Source organism: Nakamurella sp. GG22, from assembly GCF_052976845.2.
Genome location: NZ_JBRIIO020000012.1, coordinates 103,756 through 120,130, shown reverse-complemented (window position 1 = coordinate 120,130; position 16,375 = coordinate 103,756). Strand labels below are relative to the sequence as shown.

14 protein-coding genes are annotated in these 16,375 nt (G+C 68.1%); 6 read left to right on the top strand and 8 right to left on the bottom strand.

Translation table 11 applies throughout. The features are described from left to right. The first annotated feature begins 16 nt into the window (after positions 1-16). Both ACVBEQ_RS13900 and ACVBEQ_RS13895 read left to right on the top strand, forming a co-directional pair. Positions 17-1,279, top strand: coding sequence for an AI-2E family transporter (locus ACVBEQ_RS13900; protein WP_447153896.1), 1,263 nt, complete (start codon positions 17-19; stop codon positions 1,277-1,279). A gap of 121 nt (positions 1,280-1,400) precedes the next feature. After that, positions 1,401-2,186: an SIMPL domain-containing protein gene (locus tag ACVBEQ_RS13895; protein WP_447153895.1), complete on the top strand. Its 786-nt coding sequence runs from the start codon at positions 1,401-1,403 to the stop codon at positions 2,184-2,186. 354 nt (positions 2,187-2,540) lie between these two features. Here the strand turns inward: ACVBEQ_RS13895 and ACVBEQ_RS13890 are convergent, their stop codons facing one another. The 7 genes from ACVBEQ_RS13890 to ACVBEQ_RS13860 all read right to left on the bottom strand — a co-directional run bounded on the left by ACVBEQ_RS13890 (position 2,541) and on the right by ACVBEQ_RS13860 (position 10,191). Beyond that, positions 2,541-3,389 (bottom strand): formate/nitrite transporter family protein, encoded by an 849-nt coding sequence (locus tag ACVBEQ_RS13890; RefSeq protein WP_447153894.1) that lies wholly within the window; start codon positions 3,387-3,389, stop codon positions 2,541-2,543. Positions 3,390-3,540: 151 nt separating this feature from the next. Next, positions 3,541-4,080 (bottom strand): DinB family protein, encoded by a 540-nt coding sequence (locus ACVBEQ_RS13885; protein ID WP_447153893.1) that lies wholly within the window; start codon positions 4,078-4,080, stop codon positions 3,541-3,543. Beyond that, on the bottom strand, positions 4,067-4,540 hold the full coding sequence (locus ACVBEQ_RS13880; protein WP_447153892.1) for a hypothetical protein: 474 nt from the start codon (positions 4,538-4,540) through the stop codon (positions 4,067-4,069). The genes ACVBEQ_RS13885 and ACVBEQ_RS13880 overlap by 14 nt, the downstream gene beginning before the upstream one ends. 6 nt (positions 4,541-4,546) lie before the next feature. Beyond that, the gene (locus tag ACVBEQ_RS13875) at positions 4,547-6,538 is read right to left on the bottom strand and encodes a glycoside hydrolase family 43 protein (RefSeq protein WP_447153891.1); all 1,992 of its coding nucleotides are present in this window, start codon (positions 6,536-6,538) and stop codon (positions 4,547-4,549) included. Between the two features lie 243 nt (positions 6,539-6,781). Then, on the bottom strand, positions 6,782-7,084 hold the full coding sequence (locus tag ACVBEQ_RS13870) for a hypothetical protein (RefSeq protein WP_447153890.1): 303 nt from the start codon (positions 7,082-7,084) through the stop codon (positions 6,782-6,784). Beyond that, the gene (locus tag ACVBEQ_RS13865) at positions 7,084-8,667 is read right to left on the bottom strand and encodes an FAD-binding oxidoreductase (RefSeq protein WP_447153889.1); all 1,584 of its coding nucleotides are present in this window, start codon (positions 8,665-8,667) and stop codon (positions 7,084-7,086) included. Before ACVBEQ_RS13865 ends, ACVBEQ_RS13870 begins: the two co-directional genes overlap by 1 nt. Positions 8,668-8,670: 3 nt before the next feature. After that, on the bottom strand, positions 8,671-10,191 hold the full coding sequence (locus ACVBEQ_RS13860) for a (Fe-S)-binding protein (RefSeq protein WP_447153888.1): 1,521 nt from the start codon (positions 10,189-10,191) through the stop codon (positions 8,671-8,673). 204 nt (positions 10,192-10,395) lie between these two features. Here ACVBEQ_RS13860 and ACVBEQ_RS13855 point away from each other — a divergent pair, with 204 nt between their 5' ends. The 4 genes from ACVBEQ_RS13855 to ACVBEQ_RS13840 all read left to right on the top strand — a co-directional run bounded on the left by ACVBEQ_RS13855 (position 10,396) and on the right by ACVBEQ_RS13840 (position 14,828). After that, positions 10,396-11,196, top strand: a complete 801-nt coding sequence (locus ACVBEQ_RS13855; RefSeq protein WP_447153887.1) for a FadR/GntR family transcriptional regulator — start codon at positions 10,396-10,398, stop codon at positions 11,194-11,196. After that, the gene (locus tag ACVBEQ_RS13850) at positions 11,193-12,035 is read left to right on the top strand and encodes a PDC sensor domain-containing protein (protein ID WP_447153886.1); all 843 of its coding nucleotides are present in this window, start codon (positions 11,193-11,195) and stop codon (positions 12,033-12,035) included. Before ACVBEQ_RS13855 ends, ACVBEQ_RS13850 begins: the two co-directional genes overlap by 4 nt. Positions 12,036-12,252: 217 nt before the next feature. After that, complete coding sequence (locus ACVBEQ_RS13845) at positions 12,253-13,785, top strand: APC family permease (protein WP_447153885.1); 1,533 nt, start codon at positions 12,253-12,255, stop codon at positions 13,783-13,785. After that, on the top strand, positions 13,782-14,828 hold the full coding sequence (locus tag ACVBEQ_RS13840; protein WP_447153884.1) for an LLM class flavin-dependent oxidoreductase: 1,047 nt from the start codon (positions 13,782-13,784) through the stop codon (positions 14,826-14,828). Before ACVBEQ_RS13845 ends, ACVBEQ_RS13840 begins: the two co-directional genes overlap by 4 nt. Before the next feature lie 24 nt (positions 14,829-14,852). Here the strand turns inward: ACVBEQ_RS13840 and ACVBEQ_RS13835 are convergent, their stop codons facing one another. Continuing rightward, on the bottom strand, positions 14,853-16,316 hold the full coding sequence (locus ACVBEQ_RS13835; protein WP_447153883.1) for a protein adenylyltransferase SelO: 1,464 nt from the start codon (positions 16,314-16,316) through the stop codon (positions 14,853-14,855). Positions 16,317-16,375 lie beyond the last annotated feature (59 nt).

The following is a 16,375-nucleotide window of genomic DNA, read 5'->3' as shown; positions in this document are numbered from 1 at the left end:
GATCGACAATTCGGTCATGACCGACCATGACAACACAGCGGCGAGGGTTACAGTAAACCCGACCCGGTCCGATCAGTTGCCGGCTCCGCTTCCTTCACCGGCGCCCAGCGGCCCCGGTGCGGCGAGTGACCGCAGCGAACTGGCCCCGGGCGCGCCGCCCGGTCGCTACGGCCTGCCCCGCGCATTGATCATCACGCTTGGGCTCGCGGCGGGCGTCGTCGTCGCCATGGGGATGCGCGCGATCCCCGGCATCATCGGACCGGTATTCATGGCCGTGGTGTTGACCATCACGGTGAACCCCGTCCGCGGCTGGCTGCTTCGGCGCGGGGCCAACCGGGCGGTCGCCTCCCTGGGTGTGTTCCTCACCGCGTTCGCGATCATCGTCGGATTGTTCGCGGCGACCGTCGTCGGGGTGGTGCAGTTGGCCACCCTGTTGCCGCAGTACTCCGACCAGATCCAGCAGGAACTCAGTGGTCTGCAGTCCTGGCTGGCGGGAATGGGTGTCACGTCGGCGGACATCCAATCGGCGCTGAGCGGGGTGAGCAGCAGTCAGATCGCCGCGGTCGCCGAAGGGCTGCTGTCGAGCCTGTCGAGCATCGTCTCCTTCGTGCTGTTGATGATCGTCGTGCTGATCTTCCTGGCGGTGGACGGCGCGATCTTCGGCGAACGGATGGCCAGGGTCCGTCCCGGACGAGAAGCCGTGCTGGATGCGATGGGCGTGTTCGCCCGCGGCACCCGCAAGTATTTCGGGGTGGCCACCGTGTTCGGCGGAATCGTTGCGGTGCTGGACGGGGTGACCCTGCTGATCCTGGGGATCCCGGCAGCGGGGCTGTGGGCGCTGGTCGCGTTCGTCACGAATTACATTCCCAACGTCGGTTTCATCATCGGCCTGGTCCCACCCGCCATTCTCGGATTACTGGTCGGCGGGCCGAGTCTCGCCATCGCCGTCATCGTCGTGTACTGCGTGCTGAACTTCATCATCCAATCGGTGTTGCAGCCGAAATTCGTCGGGGACGCGGTCGGTTTGACCACGACGGTCAGCTTTCTGTCCCTGATCGTCTGGGCGTATGTCCTCGGTCCGATCGGCGCCATCCTGGCGATTCCGGCGAGCCTTTTCTTCAAGGCGCTGCTGGTCGATATGGACCCCGACGCTCAATGGCTCGGACTGTTCCTCGGGGACAAACCGGTGTTCCCCGATCGGAAGTCGAAACCTGCTGCGCCACCGGCCGTCTCCACGCCGTCCGCAGTCGACCGGTCCGCCACCGCCGAGGGCGGCTGAACCCCGACCGCGCGAAGGTGCGGTCTGGTCGATGCGCGGCCCGGGAATCGGCTGATTGCGGCGTGCAACCCATCGGTGCACGACCACCGTCCTGCTGGTAACCGCGTCTCCAGGAGGACTCATGAGGAAGTCACTGTCCATCACGACCGTCGTTGCCGCCGGGGTTCTGGTGCTGGCCGGGTGTTCGGGAACCCCTCAGGAGCAGGCCGGTGCCGCCGCGCCCTCGGCGCCGGTCGCCGCTGCTGCCGGACTCACCTCCTTGAGCAGTGCAGCCGCGGCGGAATCCGACCGGAACACGATCACCGCGCAGGGCACCGGGAAGGTCCTCGGTACCCCGGACATCGCGACCATCGGGCTGGGTGTCGAGACCAACGCTGCGTCGGCCAAGGATGCGCTCGACCAGAACAACAAGATCGCCACGGATCTGATCACGGTCCTGAAGGACAACGGGGTGGCGGCCGAGGATCTGCAGACCAGCCAGCTGTCGGTGAACCCGGTCTACGACGACAAGTCGACGATCACCGGCTATCAGGTCACCAACCTCGTGACCGTCACCTTGCGGGACATCCCGGGAGCAGGCGCCCTGATCGACCTGGCAGGCCGCACCGCCGGCAACTCCGCACGGGTGCAGCAGCTCTCCTTCTCCATCGACGATGACAGCGAATTGAAGGCCACGGCGCGGGCGGATGCGGTGAAACAGGCACAGACGCAGGCCAAGCAGATGGCCGACGCCGCCGGCGTCCAGCTCGGGGCGATCCACTCGATCACCGAGGTGCCGACCTACGACGCGATCCCGTATGCGACGGCGACCGCCGACAGCGCCGCTGCGGCGCCATCGGTGCCGATCGAGCCCGGCAGCCAAGAGCTCAACGTCGTCGTTCAGGTGGTCTACGACATCGCTCAGTGATCTCCTGAATCGATCTCCCGAATTCAGGAGATCCGCGAGTCGAGCGCCGCAGAAGCCCCGTCCTCGGCGGAGGGCGGGGCTTCCTTGCGGGGCCGGGTCGGCCGGCGGCGTGCCGGTCGATTCCGACCTCTGTCTGCCCGGTACCCGGTCGGTCGGAGGAGAAACCCGATGCGCCGGATCCACGCCGAATTCCACCCCTAGGGGTGGGAAGCCGCAGTGCCGCAGCGATTCCCGCTCGCGGCGGGCCCGTTGACGGAACAGTTGCCTGGCACCGGCAGGTGGCCATGCCGAACCGTGCGAGGATGCGGTTCGGTCGATGCCGAGCCAGAGCTCAGGTACGTCAGGTGAGGCGGGTCAGCCCCGCTCGGCGGATTCGGCGTCAGCGACGTCGGCCGTGTCGGGTTGGCCCTTCAGGAACAGGTACCAGTAGGCGCCGGCCACGAACAGCAGCGCACCGACCAGGTTGCCGGTGCCCGCCAGCAGCCAGTTCAGGCCCGCCTCGGACCAGTCGATGCCGGGGACACCGGCGAAGATCGCGGCGGGCAGGAAGAACATGTTCGCGACGACGTGGTCGAAGCCCATCGCCACGAACGCCATGATCGGGAAGAAGATCGCCAGGATCTTGCCCGAGATGGTGGTCGCCGCCAGCGACATCCACACGGCCAGGCAGACCAGCCAATTGCAGCCGATACCGCGCAGGAAGGTCTGCCAACCGGTGTGCGCGGTGGCCTTGTCGCCGGCGATCTGGGTAAGGCGGTCGTACGTCAACCCGGCGCTGCCGGACGCTCCGGCGTGGCCGATCACCCCGGTCTGGACCGCTAAGAAATACGCCACGAACAGTGCACCGATCAGGTTCCCGATGAGCACCAGGGCCAGATTTCCGGCGACGTCACCCAGGCCGATCTTGCGCCGCATGGCGCTGAGCGGGACAAGCATCATGTTGCCGGTGGCCAGATCGGAGCCGGCGATCAGGACCAGCACGAGACCGAGGGTGAAGGCGATGCCGGTGAACAGTGTCGGCAGGGTGCCCCAGATGTCCGGCGACAGTCCGGAGGACACCGTGATCGCGACCAGGGCGCCGAACGCGATGTAGGCACCGCCGAGAAAGGAGCTGACCAGCACCTTGTCCCAGCGGCGGTGCACCTTCTTCGTGCCGACACCGACGGCGACCTCGGCGACTTCCTGCGGTTCCCGCGCGGACATCTGGCCTCCGGGTGCTGGCAGCAACGGTGTCGGCAACGGCCCACCCGGGCGAGACACCGCCCCGGAATGGCCCGGCACGCCCTATGGATTCCCGGGTGCGGATCACCGAAACACCACGGGCGTCAGGCCCGATCGTCCTGTGCCCGGGCCGCTATTCGCCGGTGCGGCCGTCCACCGCTTCCCGGATGAGGTCCGCATGGCCGTTGTGCCGCGCGTACTCCTCGATCAGATGGACCAGGATCCAGCGCAGGCTGGGTGCCCTCCCGTCCGGCCATGGACGGTCGGCGGGCCGGCCGGGGCCACCATCGGCCAGCGCCTGGCCCACCAGGGTGCGCGAACGGACCACCGTTTCCCGCCACAGCGCCGTGAGCTGGTCGGGGGAGTCGTCAACCGCGGAATGCCAATCCCAGTCCTGATCGGCCGACCAGTCAACGGTGTCCCACGGTGGCTCGGGATCCCGGTCGTGCAGCATGCGCGAACACCAGTGGTCCTCGACGTAGGCGAGGTGTTTCAGCATGCCGCCGAGGGTCATCGTCGAGACGCCGACGGTGGTGTTCAGCCCGGAGGCGTCGAGGTCCGCACACTTCCACGCGAAGGTGGCGCGCTGGTAGTCGAGAAAGCCGAGCAGGGTGGCCGTTTCGTCCGCGGACAGCGGAGGCTCCGGGCGGCCGTACTCGTCATGGTCGGTCATCGTGGGCGAGCCTATGGTGCCCGCCGCGTCGCCGCCATCGGGTTGTCAGCCGATGCCCTCGGTCGGCCGCGGCCGGTGACTGTTGTCCGCCTCCATCCGCGTCGGTGACCGGAAGATCCTGCAGCGCAACGGTCTTGCCGCCGCGGAGGGCGAGCGTCGGCCAGCCGTCGCCGGCTACCGGCACCGGTATCGCCTCCACCTCGGACCAATAGACGATCGAGGGTACCCGCCCTGGCCGGCGAATTCCTGCCGCGGTCACCACCGTCGGCGGCCGCAGGCCGCGAAACAGTCGGGATAGGGGGAACGCCAACCACATCAACAGGTAGTAGTTCGCGCGCCAGATCGGGTACACCACCGCCGGCACGGTGATGGCGCAGGAGAGCAGCAGGTCATTGCCGGTCAGCTCTCTCCGCCGACCGACAATGCTCTGCGGAACGTCCGCGTCATCTCCCTGCGGCACTTCGCGTCAGCCGCGCGGGCCGCCCGTGCGGAGGGTGCTGACCCGGACATCGTCGAACTCGGCGGTGAAGGTGCCTACGGTGGCGGGCTGCTGACCCATCGCAACCAGGCCGATCCGCGCGTCTGCGCCCAGCGTGTGGGTCCAGGCGCCGCCGCGCACCCAGTGCCGGCCGTCCTGACTGGTGTAGGCGGTGTACCGCTCGGTGTCGCCGAGCGCCGCCGCCCGGTCCTTCCCGCGCAGTGTCTCGACGACGATGCGGAGGTAGGTCCAGTCGGCCGACGGCGGCCCGACAACACTGTTGCCGTAACGGGCCCAGCCGGTCGGCACCGGGAACTGCTCCTTGGCGAATTCCGTCTGCCGGGTGTTCCAGATCGACGTGTTGGTCAGCTTGACGAAGTTGTTGTCGTCGCCGTAGACGATGATGCCGGCCTGCGCGAAGTTGAAGCAGCATCCCTCATCGGGCACGTCCACCCGGACCTTCGCCTGGAAAACGTAATCTCCGCGCGGTTGGTTGCGGAGCAGCACGGATGCGGTGTTGTCGTCCTGGTAGAGCTCGGCCTTCTGGATCGGCAACGTCAGCACGCCGTTCGTCACGCTGTAGGAGCCTGCAGCAGGCGGGCGCACCCAGGACCAGGCCCGGTCGAGCCCGTCGTTGAAGTCGTCGGAGTAGCGGGCCTGCAGCTTCCCGGGAAGCTGCGGCCGGACGAGTGTCGTCCGGTACCTGCTGTCCTGACCCGGCTGCGCGGCCGGTGCGGGCATCCGGGAGTCCGACGCCCACTGGCCGCCGCGGACCGTTGGCCAGCCCTTGACCCAGTCGATGGGATCGAGCAGGGCGGGCCGCTTGGTGAAGCCCAACTCCGTCTCGAGCAACGGCCCGGTGTCGAAGAACGGGTCCTCGCGGTCGACGGCGTGGTACATGGTCCACCATTGGCCGTCGAAGTCCTTGAAGACACTGTTGTGTCCGGTGCCGACCCAGCGGTTGCCGTTCATGCTGATCACCGGGGTGCCGCCGGCCCGGGCGTCGAGTAGCGAGTTGCCTTCGCGGTCGAGATAGGGGCCTTCGATCGACCGCGACCGGCCGGCGAAGACGCTGTAGCCGGTGAGCGCTCCGTTGCAGCAGTTGGCTGCCGACACGAACAGGTAGTAGTAACCGTCGCGCTTGACGACGTTGGCGCCTTCGTACTTGTTGTCGATGGCGACCATGGTCGGGTCGCCGCCGACCGTGGCGCCGGTCGCGGTCAGGGTCAGATCGTCGACATAGATTCCGCCGTAGTAGCTGCCGTAGAACAGGTGCCCCGCAGCGCCGATGGTGTCGCCCGGTACCTCCGGATCGAAGGTCCACAGGAAGTTGCAGCCCTCGCCGCCACTGCGTGGGCCGACGACGGGTGCATCGGAGAACGTCCACGGCCCGGTCGGGGTCGGTCCGGTCGCGACGCCGATCGCGTTGTCGCTGTCGCAGCCAGGCACTCCACTGACCGCATCGGCCGTGTCGGTGACCACGAAGGTCATGTAGTACTGCCGAAAGGTGCTGGAGTACACGACGTCCGGCGCCCACAGCGCCGCTGTGGGAGCCGCCCAGGCCGGGAGCGAGTCGAACGCGTCGCCGACGTAGGTCCAGTTGACCAGATCGAGCGAGCGCATCGTCGGGATGCGGTGGAAGCGCAGATCGCCTGCCGCGTCGAGATCCTCGTCGTTCAGCGGATCCGTCGTGCAGTACATGTACCAGTACCGATCGCCCTTCTGCTGCCCTCGCAGGACGGTCGGGTCGGCGCAACTCTCGACGGCGCCGTCACCGGGAATGCGCGGAAGGATGGGGTTCTCGTACGAGGTTGGGCCGCGTCCGTGACCCGCCGAGCCGGTTGCGGCGCTGCTTGTTTCACCCGCGGCGGCGCTGCCGGCGACCGCCGGAAGGCCGGCGGCGAGCATGCCGACCAGCATCGCGATCACCACCGCGATCCGAGCCGGTGTGTTTCGGTGTGCTCCCGCAAACGCATTCATCGCTGCCTCCGGCCCGGTGGTGCTCTGGTCTGCTGAACCGCGGCACCGATGGAACGGGCGGCAGTGAGAGCCTGTATATCCCGTCGAAACAACGTTGTAAACGGATGGCAACCAAATACTTTCCAACGTTGTACTGGAGTCCGCTTTACGCCATTTGGCGGTGGGCGAAATAGCCTTTATCTGAACGCAGAAACCGGTACATCCCAAAAGGTCAGTTTGTTACGTCTCATGCTGAATGGGCGCTCAGCCGGCGGACTCGGCCTCAACTTCGGCCAGCAGCGCCGACCCGGTGACAACGGTGTCGGCGAAGTGCCGGTGCATCCACGCCAGGTGGTCGTGCCGGCTGCGCATGATCCGCAGGGTGTCCCAGTTCGGGAAGGTCTGCTGCAGCACGTGTTCCTGCATCAGCCGGGCGTCGACCTCGTAGACGTGCTCGAAGGTGGTGATCGCGACGTCGCTGACCGAAGTGCCGGCCGGTGGCGTGTACTGCTCCAGATAGCGGAATTCGGCGGCCGCCGAGGGGCCGGTGGGTTGCCCGTTCGTCATCAGCGGCTCCCGTCATACGCACGGTCGAGCAGGTACTTGCCCGGATTCATGATGTTGTTCGGGTCGAGTGCTCGTTTCACGTCGAGCATCACCCTGAAGCCCCGGCCGAGTTCGTCCGGGAGAAGATCGACCTCGCCTTCCCGGCAGGAGCCGTGGCACGCGCTCATGGAGCCGTTGTGGGCGATGGCGACCGCGGCGATCTTCCGCTTGGCGTCCACCCACGCCGCCCAGGCGCGATCGTCCAGTCGCTGTTCCCAGATGCCGACGTCGATCTCGGTGAGGTAGTCGACGCCGGTGTTCGCCGAGGTATAGGCGAACATGCCCCAGTCGTCGAAGACATCGGTCTTCCGCCGGAGGTCCGCGAGAATGGCGTGCCATTCCCGGCTGACCGCCGGCACCTGCGAGAAGTTGATCGCGGCGTCCTCGCAGTGCCAGGACATCGGGATGACCTGACCGTCCTTCGTCCGGCCGTGCAGGGGGGTGGCGTAACGGTCGTGCCGCGCCGCCCAGTCGCCCTCGGAGATCTCGTCCCCGAGATAGCGCGCGCCGTGCTCCTTCGCGATCCGGAACAGCCGCTTGCCGCCGACCTTGACCTCATCCTCGTAGCCGTACAGCACCGAACAGACCAGTGCCCGGACGTCGGCCGGCTGCGGGATGTAGGCCTCGTCGTCGCGCCGCAGATAGGCAACCTTGTGCTCGTCGAACAGGACCGCCCCGGCGAATGTCGCGACGCCGGCCCGGGCCAGCGCACCGGTGCAGGCGTGCGCATCGAGGTAGTTGTCGAATGCCCAGAACGGGGAGAGTTCCGCCTCGGGTTTCGGATACAGCTTGAGCGTGGCCTTCGTCGCGATGCCGAGGGTGCCCTGGTGACCCATGAACAGGTGCTTGAGCTGGTAGCCGCTGGACGACTTGCTGATCTTGCCGCCGATGCCGTCGCCGACGTGCAGGATCTCGCCGGTCGGCAGGACGTGGTCGAAACTCAGCACCAGGTCTCGGGTATGGCCGTACCGCGCGCCGATCAGCGACCAGCCGCTGGTGCCGATCCGGCCGCCGACCAGCGAGCACGGATATGACGCAGGGTCGTCCGGGTAGAACAGCCCGTGCGGCGCGAGTCGCTCGTTCAGCTTGAGCATGTTGATGCCGGTGCCGACGGTGACAGTGCGGTTCACCAGGTCGATCTCGTGGATCTGGTTCATCTTCTTGACGTCGATGACGATGCCCCGGCGCATCGGGACGGCGCCGTCGGTCAAACCGGTGCCGCCATCACGTGGCACCACGGGCAGCCCGAGCTCGTTGGCGATCCGGACCACCCCGGCCACCTGTTCGGTCGACGTGGGCAGCACCACGAGGTCGGGCAGTCGCTCGGACCAGCGGTGGACAGGGAATGGTGCGGGCACCCTGGCCCGGTTGTAGCGATCGGTTTTCGCGGTGAGGATCTGCTCCCGCGGCAGCACCGTCAGCAGGGCGGTGACGACGCTGTCCAACCTCTCGGCGTCCATCGGCGGCGGCCGCAACGGGTCGCTGCCGATGCTCTCCAGGCCGATGCCGAAGCTGCCGACGGTGGGTTCCGAGGTCGACGTCATCGGTCAGGACCCCCCGCAGCCGCAACCGCCGGCGTGCCCGCCAGAGCCGGAGCTGTTGGCAGAGCCGGAGCCGTTGCACGAACCGCCACAGCCACCGCCCGCGCCGTCCCGGCAACTGCCCCGGGTACGCCGTGCGCGTCCGGGAACCCCGGTCCGCTGCTGCGCGAGCCGCCGATCGCCGACATCGCCCCGCGATCCGCCGACGGTGATGCCGAGGGACTGGGCGAAAAGCTCGTGCAGGTCGATGACGTCGATGTCCTGCGCATCACCGGCCTCGCTGAGCGGGCGTTCCGACCAGGGGCAGGCACTCACCAGGGTGTCGACATCCAGTTCCACCGCCCGCTCCAGCCGGAGTGCGCTGATCTTCGCGGTGAGATCGGGCTTCTCGACGGGCAGGCCGCCGCCACCACCGGAGCAGTACGACCACTGGGTCACCCGGTCGACATCCTCGAAGCGGAGTCCCGGAATCGCCCGCAGCAATTCCCGCGGCTCCTGCCAGATTCCCTTTCGCTTGTTCAGCCTGCAGGGGTCGTGGTAGGTGATCGCCCGGTCAACCGGCACGGTCGGGCTCAGCCGTCCCTCGCGGAGGAGCGACGCGAGAAGGTCGAGTACCAGGACGATCTCGATGTCGAACTCATCGCCGAAGTACTTTGGATAATCCTCGGTGAACGAGATGTAGTCGTGCGGGTCGAGTACCAGTACCCGCCGTGTCCCGGTGGCCCGCCAATTGTCGAGATTGTGCCGGGCGAACCGCTTGGCCTGGTCTACGTATCCCATTTCGGCGGCCGGCCCGCCGCAGCACCACTGGTCCTGCATGAGCCCGAATTCGTATGCCGCCAGTTGCAGCATCTGAGCGACGGCTCGGGGAACAGAGGTGCGGTAGAAGGCGGCCTCGCAATCGACGAACAGCACGGTCTCGCCGCCGATCGGGATGTCGAGCCCGTCGGCCCAGTTGCGGACCCGCTCCTGCGCGACCGGGACGTCGCCGAGCACCGGTTCGTGTGTGACCAGGTCGGTGCGCTCGTTCCACACCTTCCAGTTCGGTTGGTGCACCCCGCTCTCCACGGCCAGCGCCCGCACGGCCTTGACGACGTCGACGGTCCGGGTGCGGAACCGGTAGAAATCGCCGGTGAACAGCGTATTGGGACAGCGCAGCTCGCAGGCCCCGCACTGCGTGCAGTTCACGTAATCGGCTGCCACATCAGCGATGTCGAGCTCGCCGCGTTCCATCGCGATCACGTTGGCGTGGAACGCGGTCGGCGTCCATGACTCGTTGCGCTCGACCTGGGTGACCGGGCAGACCTCGCGGCAGAACTTGTGCCCCGAGGAGAAGCAGTTGTAGGAGGCATTGCGCCACTGCTCCACGAACGCCCGGGTGCGGGGCTCGGCCAAGGGCACAGGAACCGGACCGGCGAGCGTCTCCGGGAAGTCGGCCAGTTCGGGTGGATTGGCCGGGGATCCGGGCGTGAAGGGGACGGACAGCGCGTCAGGCGCCGGTGATCGATCGGGCTGGACCTGGGTCATCGATGCTCCTGGGTGCCGGGAGGGTGACGCAAGGAGAGATGTGTAAGAACCCTAGCCGGAGAAACCTATGCCTTCAATGGTTAAGGTGGCCCGTGGGTGTGGTGGGAGGATTCCCAGCGGGGACCCGGACCGTCCCGCGCAGCGTCTATCGAAGCAGCGCGTATCTAAGCAGCGTGTGGCGAAGCAGCGTCTCGAGGAGGACACGTGCAGGTGCTCAGCGGCGACGCGTGGCGCGCCGTCTTCGCGCCGCTCGACGACGGGGCGCTGCGGAGCGAGGCCGTCGTCCGGCAGGTGGGCAGTGCGATCGCGCTCGGCCTGCTCGGCGACGGGGAGCAGCTCCCGGCGGAGACGGAACTGGCGACGATGCTGAACGTCTCGACTGTCACGCTGCGCGAAGCACTCGCCGAACTGCGCAATCTCGGGCTGGTGCAGACCCGCCGCGGTCGCGGCGGCGGAAGCTTCGTGCGGTCCAGCGAGGACGCGCTCGCCGCCCTCGCCGATTCCCGGCTGGCCGCGCTGGGGACCACCGACCTGCGGGAACTCGGCGACGTGCATGCGGCGGTCGCGGCCGGGGCTGCCCGGCTCGCGGCCACCAGGGCCTCACAGCGCGAGATCGCCCGGCTGCACGACATCGTCGACCGATTGGCGGCGGCGGAGTCGGTCACCGCCCAACGCCGTATCGACGGGCGGTTCTACATCGAGGTCGCCGCCTGCGCACAATCCGTCCGGTTGACGATGCTGGAAATGGATCTGCACGTCGAGCTGGGGCAACTGCCGTGGCCGCCGAGCCGCACACCGAAGCTGCGCGGCAGCATCGTGGCGAGTCACCGCGCGGTGATCGACGCCATCGAGGCCCGGGACGCCGATCTCGCCCGCGCGCTCACCGAGGAGCATATCGAGACCCGGACGCTGTGGTCGATCGACCTGCACCTGCAGGCCATGCGCCGCCGCATAGGCACCGATGCCCGGGCAGGACAGCGGCCGTCCGCAGGAGTCACCCCATGACACGCGCGCCGCGCAGCCGCCCGCCGCTGCGTCATCCGCCGCAGGCTCGCACACAGGGCGGCCGCACGCAGGACGGCCGCACGCAGGACGGCCGCACGCCCCCGGCGGACCCCGACCGCACCGCGGCAGGCATCTGCGGCGCTGTCGCCGCGGTGGTGGAGCAGGTGTTCGGGACGGTCCAGCGCGTTCGCGCGGCCACGGTCGGCGCACTCGATGATGAACCGGCCGCCATGGCCGACCGCATCGATGCCGTTGTCCGGGAGCTGCTGCTCGAGCCGGCACAACCCGCCATCGGCCTCGGCGTGGTCTTCGATCCCGAGCAGCTCGGTGAACGGCCCGCGGACCGGCCGGGAGTCGTTGACGTGCAACAGCTTCGCTGGTGGCAGGTCGACCCGACCGCGGGTTCGCTGCAATTGCTCAGCCCCGACCTCCGGCCGTCCAGCCTGGGCTACTACGACTACCTGGCCGCCGACTGGTTCGACGTTCCCCGGCGGACCGGGCGGCGGCACGTCGTCGGCCCGTACATCGACCTGAACGGCACCGGTCAGTACCTGTTGACGCTGACCGGTCCGGTGACGGTCGGCGGTCGATTCGTCGGCGTGGTCGGTGCCGACGTCCCGGTCCGCAGGCTGGAGGCCCTGCTGATGACGGTGGGCGGAGCCGTGCCCGGCCCGTACGTGCTGCTCAACGACGAGCGCCGGGTGGTGCTGTCGACATCGCCACGGTGGCTCGTCGGGGCAATGGTTCATCTCCGCGAGGGCGAACCCGATCCGCTGCAAGCTGGTCGCCCCGTGGCCGGGGTGCCCTGGACCCTGCACCTGATCGGTCCCGGCACCTGATCGATCCCAGCACGTGATCGGTCCCGGCACTTATTGGGTACCCGCACCTGATCGGCCCAGAGTCATCCGGGTGACAAGTGGGTCTTGCCCTATGACATCTACCTCTATAGGTTTTCTTCCATTCGCGAGACAGGGTCGGCGACGTCCCGATGCCGAACGCTGCCGCACGGACAACCGCTGCACTGACAACCGCTGCACCGCCCGCTGAGGAGACCCGGTGAGCCCATCACCATCACCGAACGGCGCCCCTGCCGACGAGGCGCAACTCGCCGCCCTGGGGTACACCGAGGAATTCCATCGCAGCATGGGCTTGTGGTCGAACATGGCGCTGGGGTTCACCTACCTTTCGCCCCTGGTCGGCGTCTATTCGCTGTTCGCGTACAGCCTCTCGGTTGGCGGACCACCGTCGATCTGGTGGCTGGTCATCGTCGGCGCCGGGCAATTGCTGGTGGCGCTCGTGTTCGGCGAGGTCGTCTCGCAATACCCGCTCGCCGGCGGGATCTACCCGTGGACCCGGCGGTTGTGGAATCGCAAGTTCGCGTGGATCGTCTCGTGGGTCTACATCTGGGCGATCGTCGTGACGATCACCGCCGTCGCCGAATTCGGCAGCGGCTTCGTCGCCGCACTGCTGGGCATCGCGGCGACCCCGGCGATCACCCTGCTCATCGTCTTCGGATTGCTGCTGGTCGCGCTGGCCATCAACTACAGCGGCACCCGGATGCTCGCCCGCATCGCCCGGATCGGGCTCGCCGCCGAGCTGATCGGCGTCGTCGCGCTCGGGCTGTACCTGGTGATCTTCCAGCGGCAGCAACCCTTCTCGGTGTTCTTCGACAGCCTGGGGGCGGGCGGCGAGCAGGCCTATCTGGTGACGTTCCTGGCGGCGGCGCTCAGTGGCCTGTTCCTCTTCTACGGGTTCGAGGCGTGCGGCGATGTCGCCGAGGAGGTCAACGACCCCACCCGGCGCATCCCGGTCGCAATGATCCTGACGATCGTCGTCGGCGGCGTCTCGGGATTCCTGTCCTATGCCGGCTACGTGCTCGCCGCGCCGGACCTGCAGGCAATCGTCGACGGCGAGGAGACCGACCCCATCCCGTCCATCCTGCAGGCAACCCTCGGCACAGCCGGATCGAAGATCTTCCTCGTGGTCACCGTGGTGGCCTTCATCTCCTGCGTGCTGTCCCTGCAGGCCGCCGGGAGCCGGCTGCTGTACGCCTTCGCACGGGACCGGATGCTGCCCGCAAGTCCCTGGCTGGCAAGGGTTTCCGACAAGCATGCCGTGCCGACCAACGCGCTCACCGTCGTCTGCGTCGTCCCGCTGCTGATCGCCCTGTTCGTGTTCTGGCGCCCGGACACCCTGGCCAGGGTCACGGCCTTCGCCGTGCTCGGTATCTACATCGCCTTCCAGGCCGTGGTGCTGGCGGCGCTGCGTCAGCGGCTCCGCGGCTGGCGACCGGCCGGCTTGTGGAACCTCGGCAGCTGGGGCCTGCTGGTCAACATCCTGGCGCTCGGCTACGGCATCTTCGCCATCTTCCTGTTGCTGCGACCGGCGGAGGCCGACACCTTCCTCGACCGGTGGATCGTGGCGATCGGTGTCTGCATCGTCGGTGTCACCGGACTGCTCTACCTGTTCATCGCCCGCCCCGATCGTCATTCCAGAGATGTCCCGCAGGGCGACGCCATCGAGGTGGCGGAGCAACTCCGCCGGCTCAGGGCCGACGCCGCCCGAACCCCTCGTGAGGAGATCCGATGAAGTTCAGCTACGTCATGCTCCCCGATTACCCGCTGGAGGAATCGCTGCAGGCGATCCGGCTGGCGGACGAACTGGGCTTCTACGCCTGTTACGCGGCGGACGAGACGTGGCACAAGGACCTGTGGCTGCTGTTCGCCGCCGCGGCCCAGCAGACCAGCCAGATCCGTTTCGGCCCCAGCGTTTCCGCCGTCGTCCTGCGGGAGCCGACGCTCATCGCGCAGGCAGCGGCGACGCTGGATGAACTGACCGGCGGGCGGGCCGAGGTGGTGCTCTCCAGCGGGAACTTCGGGCTGCTGAGCCAGTACGGCATCGACTGGGCGAAGACAAAGCCGCTGTCCAGGGTGATCGAGGGCGTGCACGTCATCCGCACGCTGCTGGATGACGGTGCGATCACCTTCGACGGCGAGTTCTTCCAGTACAACGGGCTCTTCACGTTCGCCCGGCCGGTGCAGGAGCGGGTGCCGGTGAAGATGGGCGCCATGCGCGGGCCCCGGTCGTTCGAGGCCTCCGCCGAATTCTCCGACGGCTGCCACCACGCGCTCAGCTACACCCGCGAGGCGTACGACTATGCCGCCGAGCACCTCCGGATCGGGGCCGAGAAGGCCGGAAAGGATTGGCGCACGCTGGATTTCGGTGCCTGGGTGGTGCTGTCTGTCGGCCGTGATTCGGCGGCCGCGAAGGACGCGGCCCGGAGCATGGTCGGCATCTATGCGTCATCGATGCCGGCCGAGCAGCTCGAGCGCAACGACGTGGACCCGGAGAGCCTGAAGCCGATCATCGACGCCATCGGCGGCGGAGATCTCGCCAAGGGCATCGAGCTCACGACGCCGGAGATCGCCGAGAAGCTCTCGTTCGCCGGCACGCCGGAGGAGGTGACGGCCAAGATCAAGGAGATCGAGCCGGCCGGCGTCAACCACCTCATCGCGGCCATCACGGACGCGTCGCTGGTGAAGGCGTTCACCGGGCGGTCGATCCCCGGCGTGGCGACCGTCGACGAGCAACTCCGGCTGCTGCACGACGAGGTCATGCCGGCGTTCGCCTGACGGCGCCGCGGAAACCGCCAGAAGTCAGGTCCCGCAGAAGGTCTGGTAGGCGCCGAAGTCCACCGGCGCGCCCTCGGCGTAGCGGTCGAGCCCCGGCCGCGCGTCGTACGGGGAGCCGATGGCCTCCAGCAGCCGCCCGAGCGGTTCGAGGTCGCCGTCGGTGGCCGCTCCGAGCGCCTCCTCGACCAGGTGATTGCGCGGGATGTAGACGGGGTTGACCCGATCCATCGCCTGCGCGTCCGGTGCGAGGGCTCGCCAGCGCTCCAGCCACCCGTCGAAGGCCGCGAGGTCCAGGAACAAGCCGCGGGCGGGCTCCGCGTCACCCCGCGCGGCCGTCGCGAGATGCCGGAACAGGGAGGTGTAGTCGACGGGATTGCTCTGCAGCAGCGTGATCAGGTCCCGGACGATGGCCGACCCGACCTCGTCGTCGAGACCGTCCGGCAGCCCGAGCTTGGACCGCATACCTGCGGACCAGGCGTCGGAGTACTGCCGCCCGAACGCGCCCAGCGACTCGGCCGCAAGCTCCACCGCCCGCTGCTGGTCGTCGTCGATCAGCGGCAGCAGTGCCTCCGCCAGCCTGGCGAGATTCCACTCCGCGGCGACCGGCTGGTTGCCGTAGGCGTACCGCCCACCGGTGTCGATCGAGCTGTACACCGTTGCAGGGTCGAAGGTCTCCATGAAGGCACAGGGCCCGTAGTCGATGGTCTCGCCGGAGATCGTCATGTTGTCGGTGTTCATCACGCCGTGGATGAAGCCCACCAGCATCCACTGCGCGACCAGCGACGCCTGCGCCGCGACGACCGCGTCGAACAGGGCCAGCGCAGGCAGTTCGGACTCCGCGGCGGCGGGGTAGTGGCGGGCGATCGCATGGTCGGTCAGCCGGCGGAGCAGGGCGACATCGCCGGTGGCGGCGGCGTACTGGAAGCTGCCCACCCGAAGATGACTGCTCGCCACCCTGGCCAGCACGGCCCCCGGCTGGACGGTCTCGCGGTGAACGTCACGCCCGGTGGCCACCACGGCCAGCGACCGGGTCGTCGGGATACCGAGGGCGTGCATCGCCTCGCTGATGATGTACTCGCGGAGCATCGGCCCGACCACCGCCAGCCCGTCCCCGCCCCGCGAGAACGGGGTGCGACCAGAGCCTTTCAGGTGAAGATCGTGGAGTCGGCCGTCGGTGCCGGTGATCTCGCCGAGCAGCAGCGCACGACCGTCACCGAGCCGGGGGGAGTAGCCACCGAACTGGTGTCCGGCGTACGCCTGCGCCACCGGGGTCGCGTCACCGGGCAGCAGGTTCCCGACGAGCAGCCGCACGCCATCGTCGGTCCGCAGCCAGCCGGGATCGAGTCCGAGGTTGGTCGCCAGCGGCTCGTTCAGCACGAGCAACCGCGGTTCGGCGACCTCGGCGGCCTGCCAGGGCAGCGACAGCTCCGGGAGTTCGCGGGCGAAGCTGTTGCCGAGGCTGATGGTCGGGGGGAGGACGACAGTCACGTCATCGAGGGTACGTGGCCCGTTACCGTCGCTAGCGGTTGTGCCTCGCCCCGCAGGCG